This is a genomic window from Pseudomonas lundensis (assembly GCF_015377145.2).
GTDB lineage: Bacteria > Pseudomonadota > Gammaproteobacteria > Pseudomonadales > Pseudomonadaceae > Aquipseudomonas > Aquipseudomonas lundensis.
On sequence record NZ_CP062158.2, the window covers coordinates 2,336,368 to 2,355,060 of the forward strand.

The 18,693-nt window shown below is 54.9% G+C and carries 12 protein-coding genes and 1 pseudogene; 3 read left to right on the plus strand and 10 right to left on the minus strand.

Annotated elements, in window-relative coordinates:
• Nucleotides 1–222: 222 nt before the first annotated feature.
• The 10 genes and pseudogenes from IF654_RS22935 to IF654_RS11150 all read right to left on the minus strand — a co-directional run bounded on the left by IF654_RS22935 (nt 223) and on the right by IF654_RS11150 (nt 14,118).
• Nucleotides 223–495, minus strand: coding sequence for a DUF4265 domain-containing protein (locus IF654_RS22935; RefSeq protein WP_230683787.1), 273 nt, complete (start codon nt 493–495; stop codon nt 223–225).
• Nucleotides 482–730: a DUF4265 domain-containing protein gene (locus tag IF654_RS22940; RefSeq protein ID WP_230683788.1), complete on the minus strand. Its 249-nt coding sequence runs from the start codon at nt 728–730 to the stop codon at nt 482–484. The genes IF654_RS22935 and IF654_RS22940 overlap by 14 nt, the downstream gene beginning before the upstream one ends.
• A 161-nt stretch (nt 731–891) precedes the next feature.
• Nucleotides 892–1,305, minus strand: a complete 414-nt coding sequence (locus IF654_RS11115) for a hypothetical protein (protein ID WP_194862476.1) — start codon at nt 1,303–1,305, stop codon at nt 892–894.
• A gap of 607 nt (nt 1,306–1,912) precedes the next feature.
• The gene (locus tag IF654_RS11120) at nt 1,913–2,293 is read right to left on the minus strand and encodes a DUF2750 domain-containing protein (protein WP_194862475.1); all 381 of its coding nucleotides are present in this window, start codon (nt 2,291–2,293) and stop codon (nt 1,913–1,915) included.
• Between the two features lie 317 nt (nt 2,294–2,610).
• Nucleotides 2,611–3,579 (minus strand): annotated as a pseudogene (locus IF654_RS23150) (RHS repeat-associated core domain-containing protein); the annotation flags it as partial.
• Between the two features lie 453 nt (nt 3,580–4,032).
• On the minus strand, nt 4,033–4,335 hold the full coding sequence (locus tag IF654_RS11130; protein WP_094988152.1) for a hypothetical protein: 303 nt from the start codon (nt 4,333–4,335) through the stop codon (nt 4,033–4,035).
• A 1,024-nt stretch (nt 4,336–5,359) separates the two neighbouring features.
• On the minus strand, nt 5,360–5,836 hold the full coding sequence (locus IF654_RS11135) for a hypothetical protein (protein ID WP_094988154.1): 477 nt from the start codon (nt 5,834–5,836) through the stop codon (nt 5,360–5,362).
• A complete protein-coding gene (locus tag IF654_RS11140; RefSeq protein ID WP_194862474.1) occupies nt 5,833–10,509 on the minus strand; it encodes an RHS repeat-associated core domain-containing protein in 4,677 nt (1,558 codons plus the stop codon). Before IF654_RS11140 ends, IF654_RS11135 begins: the two co-directional genes overlap by 4 nt.
• The gene (locus IF654_RS11145; RefSeq protein ID WP_194862473.1) at nt 10,506–13,472 is read right to left on the minus strand and encodes a type VI secretion system Vgr family protein; all 2,967 of its coding nucleotides are present in this window, start codon (nt 13,470–13,472) and stop codon (nt 10,506–10,508) included. The genes IF654_RS11140 and IF654_RS11145 overlap by 4 nt, the downstream gene beginning before the upstream one ends.
• Nucleotides 13,473–13,599: 127 nt before the next feature.
• Nucleotides 13,600–14,118, minus strand: coding sequence for an Hcp family type VI secretion system effector (locus IF654_RS11150; protein ID WP_047274249.1), 519 nt, complete (start codon nt 14,116–14,118; stop codon nt 13,600–13,602).
• Between the two features lie 975 nt (nt 14,119–15,093).
• Between IF654_RS11150 and tssA the strand changes: the two genes are divergently transcribed.
• The 3 genes from tssA to tssC are packed head-to-tail and all read left to right on the plus strand — an operon-like array spanning nt 15,094 to nt 18,690.
• On the plus strand, nt 15,094–16,650 hold the full coding sequence (gene tssA, locus IF654_RS11155) for a type VI secretion system protein TssA (protein ID WP_047283365.1): 1,557 nt from the start codon (nt 15,094–15,096) through the stop codon (nt 16,648–16,650).
• Nucleotides 16,651–16,682: 32 nt separating this feature from the next.
• Nucleotides 16,683–17,186, plus strand: a complete 504-nt coding sequence (tssB, locus tag IF654_RS11160) for a type VI secretion system contractile sheath small subunit (protein WP_047274748.1) — start codon at nt 16,683–16,685, stop codon at nt 17,184–17,186.
• 28 nt (nt 17,187–17,214) lie between these two features.
• On the plus strand, nt 17,215–18,690 hold the full coding sequence (tssC, locus tag IF654_RS11165; RefSeq protein WP_047274747.1) for a type VI secretion system contractile sheath large subunit: 1,476 nt from the start codon (nt 17,215–17,217) through the stop codon (nt 18,688–18,690).
• The last annotated feature ends 3 nt before the right edge of the window (nt 18,691–18,693 follow it).

Sequence of the window (18,693 nt, forward strand, 5' to 3'; positions counted from 1 at the left end):
AGTCTCCGTCTCGCGTAATTCGACCGAGTATCCTCGGTAGATGCCCCCCCCCCCCTTGCACAACGCACAACTGACGTCTAAACCAATCCATGTAATTTGCTTGCCCTAGAGATTGGCCCAAGAAAAGTTTAAGAACCACTCTACCGTGGGTGATTGGGCCTTTAAGGCTGATGATGTACTCCATTAGTTGCATGATTTAATTTCGAATACTAAGCCACTACATCAGGGTAACTCACTGACTAATGAGGCGATTGACAATGATTCAGTGATTCTTGATGGGTCAATTTCTTTATGTTGTAAGCATGCATCTTCGTAAGCAATTTTCTCGCCATCTGAAATAGATGAAAGATAGTTGTCAATCTCTAAAAAATCACAGCTCGCAGGAATATCAACAGAAAAAAGTGAGATACCTTCTTTTTCTGAGCATATGCATCCTGGCGTTTCAAGTTTTTTTATTATCTGTCTTTTAATGACGTCTTTTTCAGCAAAAACCACTGAGTGTGGAATGGCCTCCTTGGCGAACTATTCTTATGGCTTTTTTGGCTCCATTTTTTTCGGTGATCAAAACGCAGTCGCTCTTGCTGACGCCATAAACATAGTATGGCGAATTATCAATTTCATATACGCCTGATTCTTTAGATATACCCCACGGCGATTCTGCTGAGACTGGTGGATAGTTGTTTTCGTCTGGTGTGAGTTCGAAAATTATTTTGTGATAATGATTCGGCACGACTTAAGCTCTTATGGGAGGTTTATCTTCTGCACAAGGCCTCATAGTTAGCCGGCTACAGATAATTCGCAATGTTTTGAAAGTGCTCAATAAGTGTTCGCCCTCTCTTGAGTATGTCTGAGCTGCGAGCAATTCGCCTATCGCCCATCCCATGCGCCAATCTATTCTAAGAAATCTGCTAAGGCATTCTCTATACCTTCCATTAAAGCTTCTTTGTCTACTACCTCATTCAGTTTGACTGCCCTCTCTATCATTAGGTTAAGGCATTCTTTTATTCCTTCTGCCATTATTTTTCTCACTACACTTAGGTCAACACCCAGCCACTGAGATTCAAAAAATACTAGATCAATTGAAAGAACCTTATCTTTCTTCCAGTATCTAAGGCGTTCTGCACCCTGTGATTTAAAATCGCTAATTTCCCCCGATACTCGCAACACTATTGCAAGCTTTATGAGCGTATTAAAATATTCTCGACTTATATTTTTTTTAAAGCATTGATTTAATTCTATTCTCAATGGCGAAAATATTTTACTCGATAATGGGTCGCCGTACTGCCCGCTAATTTGGATTTCCATGTTGCTCTCCTATTTCGGCGCTTTTGATCCAGCCCACGATTCCTTGTTCATAGGGCCGGGAAACCGCTCAACAAGCCTTCGCTCTCTCATAAGAATATCTGAACGATTTCCTGATCGATATGGTCGGACTTCACCGCCATCTAGTTCTTTTCATGTATATCTAGTGTTTGGATCCTGAGAAATACCCCATTTTAGAAATTTCTCATCCGCATCAAACCGACCATAAAGTGTTGTTGTCGCCTCGCTGTTTCGGCTATTTCCATGAATCTTCTTAGTTGGATCAACTACGGGAGGGCACGGTCTAGGGACCTTGCAAAAGGTTTTGACATACTCTAGCAGGTTATAATTTAATCCAAATTGAATTTTAAAGATCGGTATTAATATTCAACCACTCATAATTTCTATGGGCTTCTTTCAGGGGGGGCAACTCAATTTACGCAGTAAGTAGCGCTGCCACTATGCTAATCGGTTTCTCGTTAAAGTCTGTCCGAGAATGTTTCTGGAACGACGTCCGCCGCGGATCGTAAATCGCCCGTCCAGAGGGTATCTGTCATAGAGAGATCTCTTTTTTCTGAGTATTGAGGCCTATCAATATCTATTGGAGCGTCTATTTATACTGACTAATCTCATTTATTAGGTCGAGCTTGAGAGCTTGAGGTGACTTTATAAGTCCGTCATCTGTAGGTGTGGGAAAAATTAGACATTTTCTCTTGTCTCTTTCCATCCCCGGGATCCAGGCATTCAAAAACTTTTCCGTGTCAATACACTCTGCACTTAGCCCGCCCCATTCATCAGTAGCACAAAGATTTGCAAAACACTCCTCAGGCCAGAATGGAATTAAAATGGAACTTCCTTTGGAGGTTGCCCAACCTTCTTTGAATAAACCCCATAAGCACATTGAATCTGCTATTTTTCGTAAAAAATAGTCATATCTCGCTTCTTTGGTGAGAAATATGACGTTTTGAATTTTGTTCGGGTGTACATTCATTAGTAGCCACCTATCCTGTGCTGAGTTTTGTGCAAGCCTGCATTTTGCGGTTCAGAATGGCGATAGCAGTGACCTGTTTTGGCTGGTGTAGTGTGTCCATGCGCCAATTCAAGGCCGGGCGATTTGGATTTTCGGGAATTGCCGGGGAGCCGAATCGACCTTCGATTTCGCGTATCAATATGGCGTAGTTCATTTCGTATCCAGCCGCGAACATAACGTGGTTGTTTAGGATCATCAGCCAGTGCTCGGAGTCTTTCTTGCTTATTTGATCTTCCATGGGACCCGTCGCAGCATATTGGGCAAGCAATCTTTGCCATTAAGCCCAGCGGATCAATCCACTCCACCGGATTAGGCGCATACGCATAAAGATTCAACCCACCCGCATAGCTGATCGGGTCTTTGCTGATAAAGCGTCCGACCCGTGGATCATAGTACCTATACCGATTGTAGTGCAGCCCTGTTTCGTGATCGTGGTATTGCCCCTGAAACCTGATCGGGTTGGTCAGGCCTTGGCGTTGTGCCCAGTCCGAGCGTTGTTCTTTGACTTCTCCCCATGCTTTGTACTGCGCGCTCCAGGCGATTTGGCCGGTGGGGTCGGTCAGTTCTTGTGGCGTGCCCAAGTGGTCGCACTGGTACCAGGCCAGTACGTCAATCGGCAGCGCTTGCGGGGTGTGGGTCCATAGCGGGTCCTGGTCGATGTCGTAGGCGCCGGTGTAACTCGGTTGGGCCAACAGGCGCATCGGTTGGTGGCGCAGGGCCTGGGCCACGGGGACGAAGGTGCCGGGTTCGTAGAGGTAGTGGACGGTTTTGCCGCTCGCGCCGTCGGCCTGCGCGGGGCTGCTTTCCCAGGCGAGGGTGTCGCCGTCCCAGCCGAATAAGGTGAAGCCGCACCCCAGTTCCCGCTGTTTGCGGGCCTGTTCGTTACGGTTCCACTGCGAGCCGGCTTCGGTTCGGTTTAGGTGGTGGGCGTTGGAGTGTTTGTACAGACGACGGCCCAGCGGGTCGTAGGCGTAGTCGACGCGCAGTTGGCTGTTTTCAAAGCGCACTAGGCGGTCGAACAGGTCCCAGTGCAGGCGGCTGTGCTGGCCGTTGTGCCAGCGGCGGATCTGGTTGCCGCGTTTGTCGTAGTCGTAGTGGCTGCCGGCGTATTCGCGCAGCAGGTTGTTGCGTTTGGGGTCGTAGTGCAGTGGACGTTGGACCTGTTGGTTTTTTTCATCCAGCAGGTTGCTGGCCGGGTCGAAGGCGAAGGTTTCCACGCCCAGTAAGATACTCCCGTTGCGGTCGTAAACTAAGGTCTCGGTCTGCCACTCAGAGCCTGATAGTGTCCGGTATTGCAGGCAATCAGGCGGCCGAGCGACTCATATTTATACACGCGATCTTCTAGACGCAGGGGCGCATATTGCGATAGGCCTATTGATCGGGGGATACGTCGATAGATTGTTGGGGCGTCGCAGGCATTGGCGGGCAGGGCCAATGCCTGTGATACCAGATTGTTAAAGAGCAGTCTATTGCATGGTCAGCTGTGCTGCTCGGCGCGCAAGCACCCTGACGGTCAAGGGGGGGGCAGATGGGGCTTCATGCCGTCCAGAGCCACTGGAAGTTATTGACGGCTTGGGTGCTACTGTCTTCGACAATCCGGAATGCCCCTTGTACAAATTGACACATCATCACGCTATGTTCGCCCTCCATCGGGATACCTATGACGTTGGCGTAGGTGATAGATTCAATGGTTGTTGAAGTTAAAATATCGCTTCTCCCTCCATTACCTGGAGGCCTTTTACTTTAAGTTTTGCTGCAGGCTGATCGTCTCTAATTACATAAAAATCCATCCTATCTATTTTTGTCTGTATTTTATCAGTATGGGTAAATAACATATTGTTTGCGGCATGTTCCAGCTTGGAAAAGACTGACTCGTATTTCGAAAACTCAATGGTTGGTATAAACGCACCTTGCACCCTCGGAGTAAGTCCTGCTGAAACTATCCGCCCTATGATCGCTCCATTTTTGTCCATTAGAATGAATGCATGAGTAGTTATAGGCATTTTGTTGTGCTCCCTAGTGCGTCAGATAGTTTTCCTAAATTATAATCGTTAAACCCGGCTTCCCCATTTGGATGGATGATCCTCGCGTGGTTGGGAAACTTGTTCGTGGGATCCTCTATAACATCAAAGCCAGCTGCTCTGATTTTATCGGCGGATCCTGATGCGACGGTTTCTGCCGCACGTAGCAAGCCACTTGCTTTGGGAAACGCTTCTCGCATTTGTCTTGATGCGTCGGAAGAACAGCAGCTGTAAAGAACTGATATTCCTGGGGGATTTAGATTTTTTCTGCATCCTTTAATCGAAGGTTGTCTATCGAATTACCTCCTATCATGGACAGGAAGCCAAGCATGGCGTGATCAACATACAACGAGCTTGGATTGGCGACGCTGGGCCATTGCAGGTGACATTTATTTGTTAAAGAGCGCTGGTGTGAATGGCTGAGCCGTGAGCCAAATCCGCCATCAACTGCAGTCTAAGTTAGTGTTGAGGGGTGATTGTCGGTAACTACACCGTCGTACTCGGCGGCATATTTAAGGCAAGCTATTAGCATATTTCAATCAAGCATATCAGGATGCTGTATATAGATATTTAAGTTTAAATTCTCCTTTGCTATAGAAAAGATCAAAGCTTGCTGAGATCTCCTCTTCACCCTGCTCGCTAAACAGCCTGCAATTTATTCTCCAACAATCAGTTTCTTCATCGGCACCGTAGATATCTAAAAGGTTAGGTTCTAGAAGATGCGGGGAAGTGGTTTTTTTGGGGGGGCTTCAGCAGGTATTGGTCAGTATCAAAATAGTCATCTAGGTATTCGCGCGCCTCATTATATATAGCTGGGGCCATATCAAAGTCGGTCTCGAGCTTAGTATATTTTTTATTAAACGCACCTATGTAGTTTTCAATCATATTGTAAGCAGTCTCATATATTTTTCTTTTTTAAGCTTCATTATTATCGGATTTTCCTGTTTTTTTGGGAAGGTTGCCTGGCAATATCTTTAATCTGTTTGAGCTCAAGAAGTAATGGCGCTTAAATATTCGGCCTCATATATCTTTTGATTGAGCATTCATACAGGCATTCGCCTGAGTCCTGAACGTAATCTACAGTTATTTGAGTGGAAAAATCCGCTACGATAAACCTTAGCTCGTCACTGGTATTGTCATCGAAATTAAAACTGCAATTAAGTGTGCCGCCAGACCTCACCAATACTGCTCCACAGTATTTCCAGTCCTCATCAACCAGCACGTAGAATTCTCTTTCTTCAATTTCAGCCGAAACAAAACCAAAGCAATCACTAAGAGAGGTGTAAGTCTTTTCTATGCATTGAGCCACGTGCAATGATCTAATAAAACTTATAATTCGATCTGTTTCTGGCAGGTTTAATCTTAACTTTTTCAGGTGGCGATCTAAAAAAAGTCCGCTAATTTTTTTTTCAAATGCGCTTAGTATTTTTTTCTCTTGAGCCTTTCTATATAAAAGCTCTTTTTTGTAAGGGTCGATATTCATTTGCAGCACTCCTTTATGTAGAAGGCCTTTCCTTTACCGTTACGAATTTGCGGCCGCCCGTGCCTACTCATTCTTGGGTTTCCGTCGTCATCAAGCTTCACTTTCCCGGCTTCCCAGTGGGGTTGATCGGGGTGGCTAACGTCCATTGTTTGTTGTTGTACAGAAGCTAATCCCTTACCCCCACCCGGTTGAGGGGTTTCATAACGATACTCCCATCCTGAGTTGTTTTTAGATTGACTTATCGGTTGCTGGCTAGTTGGTATTCGTGCTTGTCTCATCGCTTCACGTCGGGCAGCTCTTGATGTTACAAACGGATTTTTTTCACTACCGAGTGGGAGAGTTTCATTTTGAAGCCCCAGCGGATCAACCCACCCCACCGGATTAGGCGCATACGCATAAAGGTTCAACCCACCCGCATAGCTGATCGGGTCTTTGCTGATAAAGCGTCCGACCCGTGGATCATAGTACCTATACCGATTGTAGTGCAGCCCTGTTTCGTGATCGTGGTATTGCCCCTGAAACCTGATCGGGTTGGTCAGGCCTTGGCGTTGTGCCCAGTCCGAGCGTTGTTCTTTGACTTCTCCCCACGCTTTGTACTGCGCGCTCCAGGCGATTTGGCCGGTGGGGTCGGTCAGTTCTTGTGGTGTGCCCAAGTGGTCGCACTGGTACCACGCCAGTACGTCAATCGGCAGCGCTTGCGGGGTGTGGGTCCATAGCGGGTCTTGGTCGATGTCGTAGGCGCCGGTGTAACTCGGTTGGGCCAGCAGGCGCATCGGTTGGTGGCGCAGGGCCTGGGCCACGGGGACGAAGGTGCCGGGTTCGTAGAGGTAATGGACGGTTTTGCCGCTCGCGCCGTCGGCCTGCGCGGGGCTGCTTTCCCAGGCGAGGGTGTCGCCGTCCCAGCCGAATAAGGTGAAGCCGCACCCCAGTTCCCGCTGTTTGCGCGCCTGTTCGTTGCGGTTCCACTGCGAGCCGGCTTCGCTTCGGTTTAGGTGGTGGGCGTTGGAGTGTTTGTACAAACGACGGCCCAGCGGGTCGTAGGCGTAGTCGACGCTCAGTTGGCTGTTTTCAAAGCGCACCAGGCGGTCGAACAGGTCCCAGTGCAGGCGGCTTTGCTGGCCGTTGTGCCAGCGGCGGATCTGGTTGCCGCGTTCGTCGTAGTCGTAGTGGCTGCCGGCGTATTCGCGCAGCAGGTTGTCCATCAGGGTGTTGCGCTTGGCGTCCTGGTCCTGTGGACGTTGGACCTGTTGGTTTTTTTCATCCAGCAGGTTGCTGGCCGGGTCGAAGGCGAAGGTTTCGACGCCCAGACGGCTGGTGGCGTTGAGCAGTCGGCCGACCGGGTCGTAGCGGTAGGACAGCGGCCCACGACGGCTGTCGTGGATGTCGGTCAGTTGGCCAGCGGCGTCGTAGGTGTAGGCGCGTTTGAGCAGGGTGGTTTTGTCGTCGCTGCGGCCTAAAAGCTGTTCTTGCAGGCGCCCGGCCGGGTCCCATTGTTGGGTCTGCAGCAGGTGGTTGCCCTGGTGGCGGGCGACTTCGCGGTGCAGGTCGTCGCGTTCGTAGCCGATCAGTTCGTGTTCGTCGAGGCGCAGGCCCAGCAGGTGGCCGCTGCCGTAGGTCAGCCAACTCACTCTGTGGCCGTCCGGGCGGGTGGTGGCGATGCGTTGGTTGAGCACGTCGTATTCGTGCTGCCACACGGCGACCACCGGGGTTTGCAGGCTCAGGTAGTGCTGGTGTTCGCGCAGCAGGTTGCCCGCCGGGTCGTGGAACCATTGCAGGCGGCTGTCGGCGTTGCTGGCCATGACCAAATTGCCGTTGCCGTCGTAGGCGAAGGTTTCGGTTTGGGTGGTGCCGCCCAGGCGTGCGGTGCGTTCGATGAGGCGGCCGGTGGGGTCGAACTCGACCTGGGTGGTGCGCTGGCCGTCGACGGTGCTGGCCAGGCGCCCGGTTGATTCGTCGTACGCGTACAGGGTGCTGCGTCCGTCAAACCCGGTCTCTTTGAGCAGGCGGCCGACCGGGTCGTAATGAAAGGTCGCCTGTTGCCGGTTTTCGTTTTCCAGCGCGAGCAGTTGCCCGAGGCGGTCCCAGCGGTAGCGCAGGGTCTGTTCGGCGGCGTCGATACGTTCGTCGATCAAACCGGCGGCGGTGTAGCGCCAGGTGGTGCAGCGGTTGAGGCCATCGGTGTGGGCCAGCAGTCGGCCTTCGGCGTCGCGGCTGAAGCGTTCTTCGGTATTGTCGGGGTGGGTGATCAGGATCAGTTGCCCGGACTTGTATTCGTACTCGGTTGTGTTGCCCGCCGCATCGGTGAAGCAGACCATCTGGCCGAGGGTGTTGTAGGCCCATTGGCTGGTTTTGCCGGAGCAGTCGGTGTACTCGATAAGTTGCCCGGCATCGTTGTAAGCGAGGGCTTTTTCGTTGCCGTTGGCATCTTTGATGGCGCTCGGCAAGCCCGCTGCGGTGTAGGCGTATTCGGTTGTGTTACCCAACGGGTCGACGGCTTCGATCAGGTTGCCGCTGTCATCGTAGTCACGCAGCCACAGGCCGCCTTCGGCGTCGCTGATTTTGATCAGTTGGTCGTGATCGTCGTAGGCGTAGTGCATGACGCTGTGGTCGGCGCGGGTATGTTCGAGCAGGTTGCTGCGATCGTCGTAGGCGTAGCGGTCGGTGCTGCCGTCGGGATGCACGTGGCGCACGATGTTTTTCGCGTCGTCACGGAATAGCCATTCCGAGCGCCCGTCAGCATGGCGGATGCGGTAGGTGTAGCCGAGGATGTCGTAGTAGTGCCAGGTCTCGTGGCCGTGGGCGTCGGTGACGTAGGTCAGGCGGATGTTTTCGTCCCACTCCAGGCGCGTGTCGAAACTGCCGTCGTCGGCCCATTCACGGACTGCTTTCGCGTCGGGGCCGGTGCCTTGCCATTGCAGGTTCATGCCGCGATTCGTGCGGTCGGTGTAGCGGGTGATCAGGTGGTGCTGGTATTCGTACGTCCAGGCTGCGCCGTTTTCGTCCTGGGCGTTGATCAGGTCGCCGTGGGCATCGTAGTAATAAGCCGCCAGTTGGCGCACCGGCGCGCTGTCGCGGATTTCCCACAGGCCTGTGAGGCGCCCGTGTTCGTCCATCATCGTACCCAGATGTAAATGGACGTTGTCGAGGTCGCCCTGGTAGGTGATGAGGTCGGACAATACCGGTTGGTCAGCGTGGCGGTATTCGTGGTGCAGCATGACGCCTGCGCCGTTGCGCAGTTCGATTTGCGCGAGCAGGAAGCAGTCGCCGTGGCGCACGTAGGTTTCCCTGCGCTCAAAGCCGCGGCAGAGGAGTAAGGAATTTTCAGTGACGCGCACCAGCGTCAGGTTTTCGATGGCGTCGTAGTGCGCCTGGCCGACGGGTTTGAGTGCGTATTTATGCTCACGGCCGTCAGAATCGTGGAACACCAGCCCCTTGTCGTGCAGGTCAAAGCGGGTGGTGAATTCGGTGATCCAGCGCGCGCCCAGGGCGCCTTGGTCGTAGGCACTCAGGCGCGAGTAGTAGGTGCGTGTCCAGTCAATCGGGAACGGGCCGGGCAAGCTGAAGTCGGTGTGGCTCAGGGATTCGGAGCCCAGCGCGAAATTTATGCTGCGCGGTGTACGGTCACAGGCGCAGTTTTTTGCGGGATTGGCCATCCCTGTTGCAGACGCTTGTTTACCGGTGGAGTCGATCTGTCCCTCAGCCGCCGTTTGCTTGGCTTTGTTGGTTTCCGTGGGTTTGACGTTAGTGCTTTGCCCATGGACATTGCGCTTGCGCCACAAGGCCGTGGCGCTGGACAGGATCAGCAACAACCAGCCAATCGAGTACTCAACGTCTTCGGTGGTGAGCGCGCTCAGTTGCGTGCGCAGCTCTGGCCCCATCGCCCGCAGTTGAGCCGCGTGGGCGGTGACGGAACGTTTGATGTCGTCGGGCAGCAGGTGCTGCGAGGCGCTGTTGGCCATGCCTTTGCCAGCGGCTTTGTAGGCGCTGAACAAGCCGCCGAAGATGTTGCTGATGGCCGCTTTGGGGTCATGCAGCAACTGATCGCCCGCCGTACTGATCTGCGCACTTGCTGCCTCCAGATCCCCACCGGCATCGAGGGTGCCGTTGACGGCGGCTTCCAGCCCCTTGGCGATTTCGTTGAGCATGTCTTCGCCGAGCTTGCCAGCGTCGGCGAGGATCTGCGGCAGCTTGGCCCGGGCTTGCTCGACGAAGTCATCGAGACTGCCGACGATGGACGCGTTCAGGTGGCCCACCAGAATCTCGATGACCGAGGCACTGAGCATCAGTTTGGTGGTAGAGCGCATCTCCTGACGCACCAGGTGCAAGGTCGGGCGCAGGGTCATGCGCGCAGCGGCCATGGTCGGTGGCAAGGGCAAGACGCCGATCAGGTTAATCGCCAGGCTCGCCCACAGCAGCAGGTCGCGTTTTTCAGTCTTGCTCAGCGTGACGACGTCGCCCAACGCGTCTACCAGCGCCATGATGTTACCGACCACGGGCAAAGCCCCGGCCACCCCCTGGATCCGTTCGAGGGTGACGATCCCGCCACTCATCTCCTGTAACCAGGCATCGAACACGGCGGCGCCACTGGCCACGTCTTTGACGTCGATGGCACTGAGCGGAACAATGGCGACCTGCGGGCCGCGTTTTTCTACAGCCGTATTTTCAGTGGTCATGAAAGCATCTCACCCGCCAACAGGCCGGGGGTCTTGAAGGAAAGCGAAGGGGGGGTGAAGGTCGGCAGCGCCGGCAGGCTCGGCAATGCGCCGCTGTTATTGGCCAGACTCAGCAAACTTGACGCGCTGGGCAGCGCGGCACTGGCCAGTTGCGGGATACCCGCTACGCCTGCTTGCAGCGCGGTTTTAACGGTCTGCGCCGATTGCATCGCGCCTTGGGCGGTCTGGATCACGCTCATGCCGCGCTGCACTGTGGCCATACCGGTCTTGGCCATGTCCATGCCGCTTTTGCCCAGGCTTTTTCCTTGCTCTAGCAGGTCGGCACTTTTGCCCTGACGCGGCAACAGGTCGGCGACCATGCTCTGGATTGGGCCGGGAAGGCTGTCTGCCGCGGATGCGCCGGGTGTTTGAAGGGGCCATTCGGGCTTGCCGATGTAACTGCCGTCGCTCCAGGTGTCTGCCGGGTCAGGCCCAAACGTGACCCGCGCAGGGCCGGGGGCTGCACCAGCCACGGCCGCAAAACCTTTGGGGTCGAGTGCGCCCTTGATGCGCTTGCCCAGCGCGTCGATCACTTCGTAATCGCCCCCCTTGATGCCCTGGCGGTTGGCGTACTGGTTGAACAGTTCGAGATTGCCTTTGCCGGGCTTGAGCGGTTCGGGGAATACACCGGCCAGGCTTTTGGCGCCGGTGTACGCAAAGTTGGACGCGTGAGCGGTATACGGGCCGGTGGTGACGTGGGTGATGCCACCGGCGTTATAGGTGGTGGCACTGCCGCCGCCCTGAATCACCAGCTCGGTTTTGGCCGTCAGGGTGATGCGGTCGGCGTTGGCGGTGATGTTCAGTTTGGCCAGCAGGTTGATGCTGTCCTTGAGCGCTCGCACATCAATGTCGCCGGACGCGGCCACCAGTCGCCAGCCCAGGTTTTGCACAAACAGGCGCATACCCTGACTGGCACTGGCGAGCAATTTCTTGCCGATGGACAAACTCGTGTGCCCGGTGCTGCTCAAGCCCAGGTGCTCGCCCGTGGCGATGTGGGTCGATTGCGGCGTGCTCAGCGCGATCCCCGCCGGGCTCGCCAATACCAGATGCGGTTCGCTGAACTCCGGAAATTCATTGGCACTGACGTTGGCCGGGCCGCTGCCGATAATCCCTTGATGCTGGGCGTGCAGGGCCTTGGCCACGGCATCCTGATCACCGGCTTCCTGCGCCTTGTTTTCCATGGCCTGCATCGACAAGCCGTCCTGCTGGTCACTGGCGGTGGCCAACCGCTCGGCGGTTTCGGGCAGGTCTTTGTGATGCTTGGACTCATTGGGGCGCGGTTCGGTGGTAATCAGCAAACCGGCGGCGGCGCGCACGGCCCCGTGCCGGTCTGTGCGCAATTCAAACCCTTCACCGCGAGGCTGCCCGCCCGAAGGCCGGGGATGGGTCAAATAGCCCAGGTTGATCGCACTGGCGCCGTGATCACTGCGCAGCGCGATGCTGATTTCGCTGGTGGTGTCGTCAATGCGCAGTTCGTTTGCGCGGCTGCCTTTGTATTCCTTGCTTTTGACAGTGGCGAGGGTTTTGAGCTCGGGCAATTTGTACGGCGGCAAATTCACACCGTGGTACAGGCAACCCGTGATCAGTGGCTGGTCGGGGTCGCCCTCAAGGAAGGTAATCAGCACTTCCATGCCGATGCGCGGCAGGTTGATTGACCCGAAACTCTGGCTCGCCCAGTTCGAGGCCACACGCATCCAGCAACTGGTTTTATCGTCGAACGCGCCTTCGCGGTCCCAATAAAACTGCACTTTGACCCGCCCGTACTCGTCGCAGTAAATCTCTTCGCCGGCCGGGCCGGTGACGATGGCGCTCTGGCTGCCGAGCACTTTGGGTTTGGGGTTTTTCAGCGGGGGACGGTAGGGCACGTCCCACGGGATGGCGCTAAAGGTGTTGCGATAGCCCTGATGAAAGTCGTCTTTTGAATCGGTGACATCACTGGTCACCGACTCTTCCAGCACCTGCGGCTGTTTGCCGTGGTGGGTGATTTCAGTCAGCAGCCACAGGTCGTTCCACGTTGCATTGGCGTGACCGGTAAGCGGCAGAAAATGCCCGCTGACCAGCAGCGGCTGGTCGCTCTTGCCCTTGGCCAGTTGATAGTCAGTGCGATGGCGTTCCAGATTACGGTTGGCCAAGTGAGTGCCGCGCTCGCGATCGACAAACCGTCCGGGGTAGTCGTAGTCCTCCAGGTCCGGCAACGCCTTGCTCTTGGCGTCACTTTGCAGCTCGATGCGTGGCTTGGTGAAGTCGTAATCGCGGCGCGTGACACGGGTGGTGCGGGTGGCCAGGCGCATACCGAACCGTTTGACCACGGGGGTGTCCGCCACCAGCCCGGTGTCCTGCTGATAGGGCACCGGCGCCAGTTTCGGGAAGATCGTCTGGTCGTCGCCGAACACCAGCAAGTGCGCATCCGGGCTGTGCTCAAAGTGAAAGTGGATGCCTTCTTCTTCGCACAAGCGCTGGATAAACGTCAGGTCCGACTCGTCGTACTGCACGCAATACACGCGTTCGGGGTAGGTCGCGCTGAGCTGGAATTTATAATCGCAGGCCAGAATGCCGTGCTCTTCCAGCACCTGCGAGATTATCTGGCGGACTGTTTTTTGTTGGAAAATTCGTTGATTAACCCGGTGCGCCAAGTACGACAAATGCGGGCGCAACGACAGGTGGTAGCGGGTCAGGCGTCTGCCGGCTTCGCCTCGGGAGATGCTGTACACCTGCCCGTGAATACCGGTCCCCGACGCAGAAATGCGCAGGAACGCTTGCGTGTGTAGCAGTTTTTCAAGGTCAAGGAAGGCCCGTTCACTGACCAGCTCCAGATCAAAAACAAACGGCATGTTCAAGGCCTCGCGGCCCTTGAAGGCCAATACCTGAAAGTCCGCTCCCGCAAGGGTTAGCGTGAAATGGGGTTGATCCGCCGGTGAAAACATCCTTGACTCCTCATGCAGTGCTGCAGGCTTGCGTCGCGAAAAAAGAGGCGACGAAAACACATCATTCCGGGGTTAAACCTGCGCACCGACCCACAAGGCGCCCGTGCGCAGAAACACTCAGCCAGCCTTAGCCAGCCACCGGCGAGCGCCAGTCATCGGAACCGGAAGTGCCCGACACTTCGTGGGTCCAGGTGATTTTTCGGTAGGTGAACTCCACGTCTTCCAGGTGCGTGAAGTGCGAATTCGACGGGTCTTGGCAGTTGTGCATGTAGTCTTTGATGTCGACGATGATGGCGTCTTCAAGTTTGGTGGTGAAGTAATGCTCTTGCGTGCCGGCAGCCGAGGTGCGGAACCACTGGATTTCGATTTCGGTCAGGCGCTCGCCCGAGGTCAGTGCGGCCAGCAGCAGCGGCGAGGACTTGTCGAACACTTTGGTGATCTTCACTGGCTTGTGAACACGCTGGCCGGTCGGTTGGCCCGATTGCGGGTCGCGAGGGATGATCACTTCGTGGCTAAAACCCTGAACCATGACCTGGTCTTCATGACCTTCCTGATACGTGTTGCCCACCGAATCCGCGGTGAATGCACCGGCTGTAATCAGACCCTGTTTGGTGCCGGTGATGGACATGTAAGCTGGCGTCGCCATTGAGGCTCTCCTTGCTGAAAAATGAGACTTGAAAGGCCCAAATGCCGCTCAAGTGCTGAACTGGGTAATCAAAGTTCGTGCCAGCTTTTATCAAGTCATTTAAAAACAAGGAGTTACGTGAAGTAAGGAATTTTGCTGGTTATTTTTTAAACAAAAGCCTCTCAAAAGTGCGCAAGAAGTTGCGCAGTACTGTGCAACTTCTTGCGCACTCGTCTACAGCTCACGGTTTATATACGCTCTGGGCATGTATCCACATAGTTATCCACATTTGAGTGCGCAACTTCTTGCGCAGTTGGTGTTTTTTGCCAGGGGAGTGTTGAGGAGGATTTCAGGGTGTAAGTTGAAGTGAGATGAGTCCTTGTCCGGGGGTAATCGTAGAACAAAAAAAAGACGACTGCGGAGGGGATTTGGTTGTATGTCGCCTGCCATTTTTCTCTCGTTAATACACAGTGTGTTAATGACGGCAGGGTGTGAGTTTGAGGAGGGCTTGAATTATTTTCGAATTATCAGAATTTTCCGATAGCTATCCCGTTTGAGTGCAACGAAGATTGCCGGACAAATTTTGCCACATTGATTAATGAATTTCGGTTTTCATACTAAGAGCTCAACCTATTGATTTATAAGTGATAAAGCAAAAAACAGGCATGATTTCTTCAGCGTCCGTAGGCTTGATTTTAAGTCTTGTCAAGCAAGTCGGCGTAACCGGTTCTGATATGCAAAAGTGTCGGTCAGTTGTTTTGAAAATATGAAAGGCATAATCCTTTGTGATGAGTCGGTGGCGATTTTTTGGTAACGACTCGTTAATTTTTTGTGTATCCTCTCGGCCCGCATCAAATGTCAAAGTGCCATAAAGGTGTTGATGACGCTTGATATAAAGCCAGTTTGGGCCCGTGTTCAGAGTATGGGTCGAAAGTTGCTTAAGGGATGTGCCAGGAGGCACGAACGCTGTGGCGTTCAATCATCAAGGAGGTATAGATGACGTATTCAAGCACGCTAATGGTCCGCTATGCCGACTTGGTCCGGCAGCCCATTTCCAGTGACAGTTTTGCCGGTGATGAAGTTCGCTACTCCAGTGAGTTTGAAGCGCTGGAAGCGGAGCTGGAAAAGGCTCAATCACTGCACGCCAGCGGCCCGATCGACTGGCTGAAAGTTCAGGAAAACAGCGAGCACATTCTTCGACATTCTTCCAAGGATTTGCGTGTTGCTGCGTGGCTGACGTGGGCGTTGCACCTGCGTGAGTCGTTTGCCGGCTTGCACGCAGGATTGGGCCTGCTCGTGTACCTGTGTGAGCACCACTGGGAACAATTCCACCCTGCCAAGGCGCGCACTCGCGCGGCTGCCATTGGATGGTTGGTGCCACGCCTTGAAGGTGCGTTAAAAGACGACGTGCCGATCAAGGAGCAACTGCCGCTCTTTCGCAGTCTGGTCAAACAGTTGCAAGCGCTGGACGCGGTGCTGACCCGGCACCTGGATGATGCCGCACCGTTGCTGCTGCCCATTCACCGGCGACTGGCCAACATGGTCCAGCGCGCTGCCAATAATGAGCCCGAACCTGGCGTCGTCGGGGCTGTGGTCGCTCAGGTCAAGCAGGCCGCCAACCAGCTGTTCACGCCTGGCACTCCCATCGATAACGAAAAGGATGCGCAAAAAGCCCTGCGTGGCCAGCAGGACAGTGCGCGTGCGCTGTGCGGCTGGTGGCTCAAACACAAAGCCACGGATGTGCGGGCGTTGCGCCTCAATCGCACGTTGATGTGGATGGCTATCGATGCCGTGCCTGAGCGCAACGCGGAGCACATTACCGCGCTGCGCGGGCTGCCTGCCGACAAGCTCAAGGCCTATGAAGATCGTTTCGCCCAGGGGCAGTACGCCGATTTGCTGGTCGAGGTAGAAGCAAGCCTGGGCAAGGCCCCGTTCTGGTTCGATGGTCACCGGATTGTGTGGGAATGCTTGCAGGCCCTGAACGCCGACCTCGCCATGCGCGAAGTGGAGATTCACTTCAGCCTGCTGGTTCAGCGACTGCCGGGCATCATTGAATTGCGCTTCCATGACGGCGCACCGTTTGCTGACCCCGCGACGCGCGCATGGATCAGTGCCAGCGTCATGCCGCACCTGCAAAGCGCCAGTGCGCCGCGCAAGGTTGAAGTGGCCGCTACTCAGCCTGCCTGGGAGCTTGCCCTTGAAGAGGTGCTGCCGATCCTGCGCAAGGACGGCCTCAAACCCGCCGTGCAGATCCTCAAGCAAGGTTTGCAAAATGCTCAGGGCGGGCGCGTGCGATTTTTTTGGCAGTTCGCCCTCGCGCGACTGTGTTTCATGGCCAAGAAGTACGAGCTGGCCAAGACCCAGCTTGAAACCCTGGACCAAACCTTACAGGACTCAGGCCTGAATGCCTGGGAACCCGATCTTGCGCTGCAAGTGCTGCATTTATTGCATAGCTGCTGCGAGTTATTGCCGCAGAACCATGCCGTACGCGAACGCAGGGATGAGATATATCGCAGGTTGTGCCACCTCGATCTTGAAGTGGTACTCGAATAGGCCCCAGGGTCACACAAGCAAGGAAAAAAACCATGGCCAAAGAAGGCTCGGTAGCCCCCAAGGAACGCATCAACGTCACCTTCAAACCCGCCACCGGTGGCGCGCAGGAGGAAATCGAACTGCCGTTGAAGCTGCTTTCGATCGGTGATTACACCCACCGCAAGGACGAACGCAAAGTCGAAGATCGCAAGCCGATCAGCATCGACAAAATGACGTTCGATGAAGTGCTGGCCAAACAAGAGCTGAGCCTGACCTTGAGCGTTCCCAACCGTCTTCAGGAACAAAGCGACACTGAAGAGTTGGCCGTCGAACTGCGCGTTAACTCGATGAAAGACTTCAACCCGGCCAGCCTTGTTGAGCAAGTGCCCGAGTTGAAAAAACTGATGGAGCTGCGCGACGCACTGATGGCCCTTAAAGGACCGCTGGGGAATGCGCCAGCCTTTCGCAAAGCCATTGAAGGCGTATTGGCCGACGATGAATCCCGTGGTCGCGTATTGGGTGAGCTGGGCTTGAACGCCGCCGCCCAGGACGCTTGAGCCCCCATCAGCCAAGGAAGACAACGCAATGAGCACCCATGCAGCGCAGCAAAGCAGTACGGAAAACGGCGAATACAGCATTCTCGACACCATCATCGCGCAGACCCGTCTGACGCCGGACGATGAGGCCTATGACATTGCCAAGCGAGGCGTGTCGGCCTTTATTGAGGAGTTGCTCAAGCCGCAGAACAATGGCGAGCCGGTCAAGAAGGCCATGGTTGACCGCATGATCGCGCAGATCGATGCCAAGCTCAGCCGCCAGATGGACGAAATCCTGCACCACCCTGATTTCCAGTCGCTGGAGTCGTCGTGGCGTGGCCTGCAATTGCTGGTCGATCGCACGGACTTCCGTGAAAACATCAAGATCGAAATCCTCAATGTGTCCAAGGAAGACTTGCTGGACGATTTCGAGGATTCGCCGGAAGTCATGCAGGCCGGCCTCTATAAGCACATCTACACCGCTGAATACGGCCAGTTCGGTGGGCAGCCGGTGGGCGCGATCATCGCCAACTATTACCTGTCGCCCAGCTCGCCCGACGTGAAGCTGATGCAGTACGTGTCCAGTGTGGCGTGCATGTCCCATGCGCCGTTCATTGCGGCGGCCGGTCCTAAATTCTTTGGCCTGGAAAGCTTCACTGGCTTGCCGGACCTCAAAGACCTGAAAGATCACTTTGAAGGCCCGCAGTTCGCCAAGTGGCAGAGCTTCCGCCAATCGGAAGACTCGCGTTACGTCGGCCTGACAGTGCCGCGCTTCTTGCTGCGCAACCCGTATGACCCGGAAGAAAACCCGGTCAAATCGTTCGTCTACAAAGAAACCGTTGCCAACAGCCACGAGCACTACCTGTGGGGCAACACGGCCTACGCCTTCGGTACCAAACTGACCGACAGCTTCGCCAAATTCCGCTGGTGCCCGAACATCATCGGCCCGCAAAGCGGTGGCGCAGTCGAAGACTTGCCGTTGCACCATTTCGAAAGCATGGGCGAGATCGAGACCAAGATTCCGACCGAAGTGCTGGTGTCCGACCGTCGTGAGTACGAATTGGCCGAGGAAGGTTTCATTTCCCTGACCATGCGTAAAGGCAGTGATAACGCTGCCTTCTTCTCGGCCAGTTCGGTGCAGAAGCCCAAATTCTTTGGCATCAGTGCCGAAGGCAAAGCCGCCGAATTGAACTACAAGCTGGGCACCCAGCTGCCGTACATGATGATCGTCAACCGTCTGGCCCACTACTTGAAAGTGCTGCAGCGCGAGCAACTCGGATCGTGGAAAGAGCGTACCGACCTTGAGCTGGAACTGAACAAGTGGATCCGCCAGTACGTGGCCGATCAGGAGAACCCGAGCGCGGAAGTCCGGGGTCGTCGTCCGCTGCGTGCGGCGCAAATCATCGTCAGTGACGTTGAAGGGGAGCCGGGCTGGTACCGCGTCAGCCTCAATGTGCGCCCGCACTTCAAGTACATGGGTGCCGACTTCACGTTGTCCCTGGTGGGCAAGCTGGACAAAGAGTAAGCG